The sequence below is a fragment of the Micromonospora musae genome (genome assembly GCF_003626635.1).
Classification (GTDB): domain Bacteria; phylum Actinomycetota; class Actinomycetes; order Mycobacteriales; family Micromonosporaceae; genus Micromonospora; species Micromonospora musae.
Window position 1 is genome coordinate 1 of record NZ_RAZT01000028.1, and the last position, 7,785, is coordinate 7,785.

Below are 7,785 nucleotides of genomic sequence, written 5' to 3' on the forward strand. Positions count from 1 at the left end.
CGTCACCGCTATGGTGGCCACGAGGTCTCCGGTATTCAGGTTCTTCTTCGTCGATGAACCCTCTACCGGAGACCTCGCTATCTATCGATCACCGACACGCGCCATCTGACTTCGAGACACGACCTAGTCCGCTGCGCCGGCCTCGACGCGATCACCGACCTGCTGAAGTCTGAACGCTCTGCCGCGTTCCGGCAGATCCGTCCGGGACGGGCCTTGGTCGGCTAGCCGCTGGCAGTCGGCACGAGGCAGCAGCGCGTCAGGAGGAGCAGGTGTCATGTCTTGAGGCCGATCGTCCATTTCCAGCAGCGGTGGGCCTGGGAGAGGATGCCGAGGTGGTGCAGATCCGGCTATTCCGGCCTGGCGACGGGTCGGCGGTAGCCGACCTCGTCCAGCGGTGTCTGCGCGAGGTCAACAGTCGCGATTACCCTGCGGAGATCATCGAGCGCATGTGCCGCCACTTCTCGGAAGAGCGGATCGCGCAGCTCGCCGACGAACGGCAGATGTTCGTCGCCGAGCAGGCGGGGATCGTGGGCACCGTCTCCCGCGGCGGCAACAGGGTCTTCACCATGTTCGTCCATCCCGAGGTGACCGGCCAGGGTGTCGGACGGCGATTGATGCGTCACATCGAGCTGCTCGCGGCGGCCGAGGGCTGTGACTACATGGAAACTGGCGCGAGCATCACCGGGCACGGGTTCTACCGGCGGCTGGGCTACGTCGACGTACGCAGCAGCGAGACGGAGTTCGGCCTCAACTACATCCTCCGGAAACCACTGCCATGACGATGCCGGAGACGCCGGCGGTGGCTTCCAGGCGGCCGTGGGAGTCACAGCGTCGGAGCGAATCTCCTCGTCAGGCGTAGGACCTTCCGCCTCCCCGCACGCTGGGGGAGATGCGGAAGGCCCAGGTGCCGCGATCATGCGGTCTGCCTGGGCCCTCGTGGGTGGAGCGGGCGACGGGAATCGAACCCGCACCGTCAGTTTGGAAGACTGAAGCTCTGCCATTGAGCTACGCCCGCGTGCGCCCCGAGACGCGGGGCGCGCCCGACAGCCTACCGAATGTCCCGGTGCCGCGCGCAGCCGCACCCGGCTCGCCGCGCCGCACGGGCACCCGAGGTCGACTCGACTTGTGGGTGCGTCGCGCCGTCCCGACGCGCCGACACCGCGACTTACCGGGAAAACGGGCCCGGCGGAGTCCGCCCCGAGGCCCGAGCCGGGGCGCGAAGGCATACACTCTTCGTCGCCACGGGGTGTGGCGCAGCTTGGTAGCGCACTCGCTTTGGGAGCGAGGGGCCGTGGGTTCAAATCCCGCCACCCCGACTGTCGTCCGCGGCCGGGTCGCCCCGGGTGCCGCCGTTTTCCGCTGCGGTTCCCGGGCGCTGCCGGAGTGCCCGGCCGGCTCGCCTACACTCGATGGGCTGAATCCACGCCCAGACTCAACTGAGATCCGTCAAGGAGTACGCCTGTGAAGAGCACCGTCGAGACTCTGAGCCCGACGCGCGTGCGGCTCGCCATCGAGGTGCCGTTCGTCGAGCTCGAGCCGAGCCTCCAGAAGGCGTACCGGGAGATCGGCCAGCAGGTCCAGGTTCCCGGCTTCCGCCGGGGCAAGGTGCCGGCCGCGGTGATCGACCAGCGGGTGGGCCGGGGCACCGTCCTCAACGAGGCGGTGCAGGAGGCCATCCCGCAGCAGATTCTCGCCGCGGTCCGTGAGCACGACCTGAAGACGCTCGGTCGCCCCGAGGTCGAGATCACCGAGTTCAACGACGGTGACTCGCTGAACTTCACCGCCGAGGTCGACGTCCGCCCGGAGATCACGCTGCCCGACCTCGCCACCGTCGAGGTGACGGTGGACGAGCTCCAGATCGACGACAGCGAGATCGACGAGCAGGTGAAGAACCTGCGTGAGCGGTTCGCGACGCTGAAGACCGTGGAGCGGGCCGCCCAGGAGGGCGACTACGTCCAGATCGACCTGAACGCCACCGTCGACGGTGAGGACGTGCCGGGCGGCTCGGCCAGCAACATCTCGCACGAGGTCGGCAGCAAGCAGCTCCTTCCGGGCCTGGACGAGGCCGTGGTCGGCGTCGCGGCCGGCGAGAGCAAGACCTTCACCACCCAGCTGGTCGGCGGCGACTACGCCGGTCGGGACGCCGACGTGGCGGTGACCGTGCGCACGGTCAAGGAGAAGGAGCTGCCGGAGCTGGACGACGAGTTCGCCCAGCTGGCGAGCGAGTTCGACACCATCGAGGAGCTCCGCAACGACCTGCGCGAGCGGGTCACCCGGGGTAAGCAGGTCGAGCAGATCTACGCCGCCCGGGACAAGGCGCTGGAGCAGCTGGTCGCCGCCGCCGAGGTGCCGGCGCCGGAGGGGGTCGTCCGCGAGGAGGTCGCGAGCCGCAAGCAGGCCATGGTCGACCAGCTCGAGCGGATCGGCGCCACGATGGAGGACTACCTCGCCTCGGAGGAGAAGACCGAGGAGCAGATCGACACCGAGCTGACCGACGCCGCCACTCAGGGCGTCAAGGTCCAGCTGCTGCTGGACACCGTCGCCGACGCCGAGAACGTCGAGGTCTCGGACGACGAGTTCGGTCACGAGATCGTGCACCGGGCCCAGCACGCCGGGATGGCCCCGCAGCAGTACTACGACCAGCTGGTGCGCTCGGGCACGGCGCCCGCTGTCTACGGCGACGTCCGGCGCGGCAAGGTCCTCTCTTCGATCATGGAGCGGATCACGATCAAGGACGCCGCGGGCAACGAGGTCAGCCTCGACGCGCTGCGGGCCGCCAACGAGGCCGAGCACCACAACCACGAGCACTGATCATCGGGGAGAGGCCGTCATCCGCCGCTTGCGGTGGGTGGCGGCCAAAACCCTTTTCCGGGTACGTCCCGACGGTGGCTGCGCTGTGAGCGAACAGTGCCACGACCGGGACTCTGCCGCCCGGCAGAGCGGTTAGTGTCGGGTAGGACGGTACGGAGAGCGAAGGGCTGCCATGACCGACATGCACATCCCACCGAAGCCGCTCCGGGCGATTGACGCCCGAGGTGGCGACAACATTGGCAACCTCGACGACTCGGTCTACAACCGGTTGCTCAAGGAGCGGATCATCTTCCTGGGCAGCGAGGTGACCGACCAGGTCGCCAACCGCATCTGCGCGCAGCTGCTGCTGCTCGCCGCGGAGGACCCGGACCGCGACATCAACCTCTGGATCAACTCGCCGGGTGGCTCGGTCTACTCGGGCATGGCGATCTACGACACCATGCAGTTCATCGACAACGACGTGTCGACCGTCGCGATGGGCATGGCCGCCTCGATGGGGCAGCTGCTGCTCTGCGCGGGCACGAAGGGCAAGCGTTACGCCCTGCCGCACGCGCGGATCATGATGCACCAGCCGTCGGGTGGCGTGGGTGGCACCGCCGCCGACATCGCCATCCAGGCGGAGCAGATGCTCTACACGAAGCGGATGTTCCAGGAGCGGGTCTCTCACCACACCGGTCAGGCCCCCGCGCAGATCGAGGCGGACTCGGACCGCGACCGTTGGTTCACCGCCCAGGAGGCCGTGGACTACGGCTTCATCGACAAGGTCATCACCGGAGCCACCCAGGTTCCGGAGGGTGCCGGGACTCTGAGCTGAGGAGCTGACGATGACCGACCTGAGTTTGCCACCCCAGTTCGCGGCCGTGCACAACCGCTACGTGCTGCCGTCGTTCGTGGAGCGCACCTCGTACGGGGTGAAGGAGTCCAACCCGTACAACAAGCTCTTCGAGGACCGGATCATCTTCCTCGGCGTCCAGGTGGACGACGCGTCGGCGAACGACGTGATGGCCCAGCTGCTGACGCTGGAGGGCACCGACCCGGACCGCGACATCATCATGTACATCAACTCGCCGGGCGGCTCGTTCACGGCCATGACGGCGATCTACGACACCATGCAGTACGTCCGGCCGGACATCCAGACGGTCTGTCTGGGTCAGGCGGCCAGCGCCGCCGCGGTGCTGCTCGCGGCCGGCACCCCGGGTAAGCGGATGGCGCTGCCGAACTCGCGGATCATCATCCACCAGCCGGCCACCGAGGGCGGCTACGGGCAGGGCTCGGACATCGAGATCCAGGCTCGGGAGATCCTGCGGATGCGGACGCAGCTGGAGGACATGCTGTCCCGCCACTGCAACCGCCCGATCGAGCAGGTTCGCAAGGACATCGACCGTGACAAGATCATGACGGCCGAGGAGTCCCGCGAGTACGGGCTGGTCGACACCATCCTGACCAGCCGCAAGAAGGGCCTGCTGGCCGCCAACGCCGCCAGCTGACCGATTTCGGGTCAGAGGTCGGTCGGGGCGTCGATCCCGGCCGGCCTCTGACACACCCGTTTTGGGGGTCGGAGAAAACTCCGCCAGCGGGTAACGTCGGGTCTGTACCGCTTCGCTGGGTCGGACCGGCGGGGTGCAAGAGACGGGCGGGGCGTAGCCGCCGCAGGTCATGGCCGGGTCTCCGGCCGATTGAGTGCAGGGAGAACGTAGGTGGCACGGATCGGTGACGGCGGCGACCTACTGAAGTGCTCCTTCTGCGGTAAGTCGCAGAAGCAGGTCAAGAAGCTCATTGCGGGGCCCGGCGTCTACATCTGCGACGAGTGCATCGATCTCTGCAACGAGATCATCGAGGAGGAGCTGGCCGAGTCCGGCGAGGTGAAGTGGGAAGAGCTTCCCAAGCCGATGGAGATCTGCCAGTTCCTCGACAACTACGTCGTCGGCCAGGACCAGGCCAAGAAGGCGCTCTCGGTAGCGGTCTACAACCACTACAAGCGCATCCAGGCCGAGGCGTCCGGCGCCCCCGGTTCGGACACCGTCGAGCTGGCGAAGTCCAACATCCTGCTGCTCGGGCCGACGGGGTGCGGGAAGACCCACCTGGCGCAGACCCTCGCCCGGATGTTGAACGTCCCGTTCGCGATCGCCGACGCCACCGCCCTCACCGAGGCCGGCTACGTCGGTGAGGACGTGGAGAACATCCTCCTCAAGCTCATCCAGGCCGCCGACTACGACATCAAGCGCGCCGAGACCGGCATCATCTACATCGACGAGGTCGACAAGATCGCCCGCAAGTCGGAGAACCCGTCGATCACGCGGGACGTCTCCGGTGAGGGCGTTCAGCAGGCGCTGCTCAAGATGCTGGAAGGCACCGTGGCGAACGTGCCGCCGCAGGGCGGCCGGAAACACCCGCACCAGGAGTTCATCCAGATCGACACCACCAACGTGCTCTTCATCTGCGGTGGTGCCTTCGCCGGGCTCGACCAGATCATCGAGGCCCGCACCGGTTCCGGCGGGACCGGCTTCGGCGCCCGGCTGCGATCGGTCTCCGAGCGCTCGACCGACGACATCTTCAGCCAGGTCATGCCGGAGGACATGCTCAAGTTCGGGCTGATCCCCGAGTTCATCGGCCGGCTTCCGGTGATCACCAGCGTGCGCAGCCTCGACCGCGACGCCCTGGTGCAGATCCTCACCGAACCCCGCAACGCGCTGGTACGCCAATATCAGCGCCTCTTCGAGCTCGACGGCGTCGAGCTGGAGTTCGAGGAGCCGGCGCTGGAGGCGATCGCCGATCAGGCCATGCTGCGTGGTACGGGTGCGCGCGGATTGCGGGCGATCATGGAAGAGGTCCTGCTCTCCGTGATGTACGAGGTGCCGAGCAACCCGGACGCCGCGCGGGTGCTGATCACTCGCGAAGTGGTGCTCGAGAACGTCAACCCGACGATCGTGCCGCGCGAGTTCACCGGCCGGCGTGCCCGCCGGGATCGCGAGGAGAAGTCCGCCTGAGTTCCGGGGGCCCGCCTGCCGGGGCTGAGGGCTGGCGGCTCACCGACCCTGTCCGGCGGGCCGCTGTCCCCGTACGCTGAGGCTCATGCGTGTCGCCGTCTGCCAGCTCAACACGCGCGAGGACCGCAAGGCCAATCTCGCCGCCGCGGAGGAGTTGCTGGAGCGCGCCGCGGCCGGCGGCGCGGACCTCGCGCTCCTACCGGAGTACGTCGACTACCTCGGCCCTGGGGCCGGCATGCCCGCAGCCGAGCCGGTCGACGGGGAGGTCGGCGAGTTCTTCGCCTCGGTCGCGCGTCGGCTGGGTATCTGGGTGATCGCCGGCTCGTTCCACGAGGCCGGCCCGGACCCGGAGCACACCTGGAACACCTCGCTGGTCTTCGACCGCGCCGGCGCGCTCGCCGCCAGCTACCGGAAGATCCACCTTTACGACGTGGAGATTCCCGGCCGGGTCTCGTACCGGGAGTCGGCGACGGTGGCGCCGGGGGATCAGCCGGTGGTGGTGACCGTCGACGGCGTACGCGTCGGCTTGTCGATCTGCTACGACCTGCGCTTTCCTGAGCTCTACCGGCGACTCGCGACCGAGGGCGACGCCCAGGTGCTCGTGGTTCCCGCCGCGTTCATGCAGCACACCGGTCGTGATCACTGGGAGGTGCTGCTGCGCGCTCGGGCCATCGAGAACCAGTGCTACGTCGTGGCCGCCGGTCAGATCGGTGATCACGAGCCGGGGCGGACCTGTTTCGGCCGCAGCATGGTCGTCGACGCCTGGGGGACGGTGCTCTGCCAGGTGCCGGACGGCTCCGGTGTGGCCTTCGCCGATCTGGATCTCGACCGGCTCGCCGCCATCCGGGCCGAGCTGCCGAGCCTGGCCAACCGGCGGCTCTGACCGGGTCACCCCTGCAGCAGGACACCCACCAGGGCGAAGCCGGCGATCGCGGCCGCGGTCACCACCAGCGCGGTGGTCATGCGGGAGGGCCCTCGCCGGGCCAGCCGGCCGACCGACAGTACGACGACGACGAGGACGAAGGCGCCGATCACCAGCTGCCAGAAGGGCAGCAGCAGCCCGAGCACCGCCTCTTCGGCGAGCGGGGCGGCGGACGGCCCGGAGTCGACATCCATGACAGACACTCTGACACGTATCGGCGCCGGTGAGCAGGGTCGCAAGGGGCAGTCATCCGAGTGCGTACGGCTGGGTCGGCTGCCGCACCGGGTCGCGCGGTGATCCGGGCGGCGGGCGGGGTCGAACAGGGGCGGTACGCAAGCGTGGCCGGCGGGTGTCGCTCCGGGTCTGCGAGGGTCTCGCCCGACGGATTCGGGGCGTCATCCACGGACAGTGACCGACGTTGATTTGCCTTCTTCGGGGCGTCCGCGTAACTTTCTCTCTGCACGGGGGAGGCCGGACAAACCGGCCGAGAACGGGCGCCCAGGTTCGTGGCGGGAACGCCGAGCGAGGCTGGAGCGGGCGGTGTGAAAACACTCCGGAAATTCGGAGTTGCGAACGCGAAGCCGACCGGGTAAAGTACTGAAGCCGGCAGGAGCCGGGCGGATGGCCGCGAAGCGGCGATCGGCCGGTCTGCGGTTTCCCACGACAGCAACGACCGCCTCAATCGGGCGTGCGTCGACGTGGGCCCCGACGAAGCAGTTGATCTTCTCTGATAGAGTTGACAGCGAAGTTCGGACCGGGTAGTTTGGAACGGTTGCCCCGAGACGGGTTCCGCGGAGCGGAGCTTCTGAACGGTGTGTGGTTGTTCTTTGAGAACTCAACAGGGTGCTTGATAAGCCAGTGCCAAATTGATTATTACCCCGGACTGGTTGATTCTTCGGGATCTTCCGGTTGGGATTCCTTTGGCAACATTTTGTTGTCGGGACATTTTTTCCACAAAGATTTTTGTTGGAGAGTTTGATCCTGGCTCAGGACGAACGCTGGCGGCGTGCTTAACACATGCAAGTCGAGCGGAAAGGCCCTTCGGGGTACTCGAGCGGCGAACGG

At 67.6% G+C, this 7,785-nt stretch carries 7 protein-coding genes, 2 tRNA genes and 1 rRNA gene; 8 read left to right on the forward strand and 2 right to left on the reverse strand.

Annotated features, from left to right (window positions below):
- Positions 1 to 332: 332 nt before the first annotated feature.
- Positions 333 to 779, forward strand: a complete 447-nt coding sequence (locus D7044_RS31995) for a GNAT family N-acetyltransferase (protein WP_120691119.1) — start codon at positions 333 to 335, stop codon at positions 777 to 779.
- Positions 780 to 941: 162 nt separating this feature from the next.
- Here D7044_RS31995 and D7044_RS32000 read toward each other — a convergent pair.
- Positions 942 to 1,015: transfer RNA gene (locus tag D7044_RS32000), tRNA-Gly, on the reverse strand.
- 227 nt (positions 1,016 to 1,242) lie between these two features.
- Between D7044_RS32000 and D7044_RS32005 the strand changes: the two genes are divergently transcribed.
- The 6 genes from D7044_RS32005 to D7044_RS32030 all read left to right on the forward strand — a co-directional run bounded on the left by D7044_RS32005 (position 1,243) and on the right by D7044_RS32030 (position 6,681).
- A tRNA-Pro gene (locus tag D7044_RS32005) sits at positions 1,243 to 1,316 on the forward strand.
- Positions 1,317 to 1,461: 145 nt separating this feature from the next.
- Entirely contained in the window at positions 1,462 to 2,811 is a 1,350-nt protein-coding gene (gene tig, locus D7044_RS32010) for a trigger factor (protein ID WP_120679795.1), read from the forward strand.
- A 172-nt stretch (positions 2,812 to 2,983) separates the two neighbouring features.
- A complete protein-coding gene (locus D7044_RS32015) occupies positions 2,984 to 3,625 on the forward strand; it encodes an ATP-dependent Clp protease proteolytic subunit (protein ID WP_120679797.1) in 642 nt (213 codons plus the stop codon).
- A gap of 10 nt (positions 3,626 to 3,635) precedes the next feature.
- The gene (locus D7044_RS32020; protein ID WP_120679799.1) at positions 3,636 to 4,298 is read left to right on the forward strand and encodes an ATP-dependent Clp protease proteolytic subunit; all 663 of its coding nucleotides are present in this window, start codon (positions 3,636 to 3,638) and stop codon (positions 4,296 to 4,298) included.
- Positions 4,299 to 4,508: 210 nt separating this feature from the next.
- A complete protein-coding gene (clpX, locus tag D7044_RS32025; protein ID WP_120679802.1) occupies positions 4,509 to 5,798 on the forward strand; it encodes an ATP-dependent Clp protease ATP-binding subunit ClpX in 1,290 nt (429 codons plus the stop codon).
- An 85-nt stretch (positions 5,799 to 5,883) separates the two neighbouring features.
- A complete protein-coding gene (locus tag D7044_RS32030; protein WP_120691118.1) occupies positions 5,884 to 6,681 on the forward strand; it encodes a carbon-nitrogen hydrolase family protein in 798 nt (265 codons plus the stop codon).
- A 5-nt stretch (positions 6,682 to 6,686) separates the two neighbouring features.
- Here D7044_RS32030 and D7044_RS32035 read toward each other — a convergent pair whose 3' ends face one another.
- On the reverse strand, positions 6,687 to 6,914 hold the full coding sequence (locus tag D7044_RS32035; RefSeq protein ID WP_120679806.1) for a hypothetical protein: 228 nt from the start codon (positions 6,912 to 6,914) through the stop codon (positions 6,687 to 6,689).
- A gap of 769 nt (positions 6,915 to 7,683) precedes the next feature.
- On the opposite strand from D7044_RS32035, the gene D7044_RS32040 reads away from it, so the two are divergent.
- A 16S ribosomal RNA gene (locus tag D7044_RS32040) occupies positions 7,684 to 7,785 on the forward strand; the annotation flags it as partial.

Excerpts from the sequence above, each read along its gene's own strand:
- D7044_RS32020 (WP_120679799.1), top strand. The coding sequence starts at position 3,636 with ATGACCGACCTGAGTTTGCCACCCCAGTTCGCGGCCGTGCACAACCGC.
- D7044_RS32030 (WP_120691118.1), top strand. The coding sequence starts at position 5,884 with ATGCGTGTCGCCGTCTGCCAGCTCAACACGCGCGAGGACCGCAAGGCC.
- D7044_RS32035 (WP_120679806.1), bottom strand. The coding sequence starts at position 6,914 with ATGGATGTCGACTCCGGGCCGTCCGCCGCCCCGCTCGCCGAAGAGGCG.
- D7044_RS32015 (WP_120679797.1), top strand. The coding sequence starts at position 2,984 with ATGACCGACATGCACATCCCACCGAAGCCGCTCCGGGCGATTGACGCC.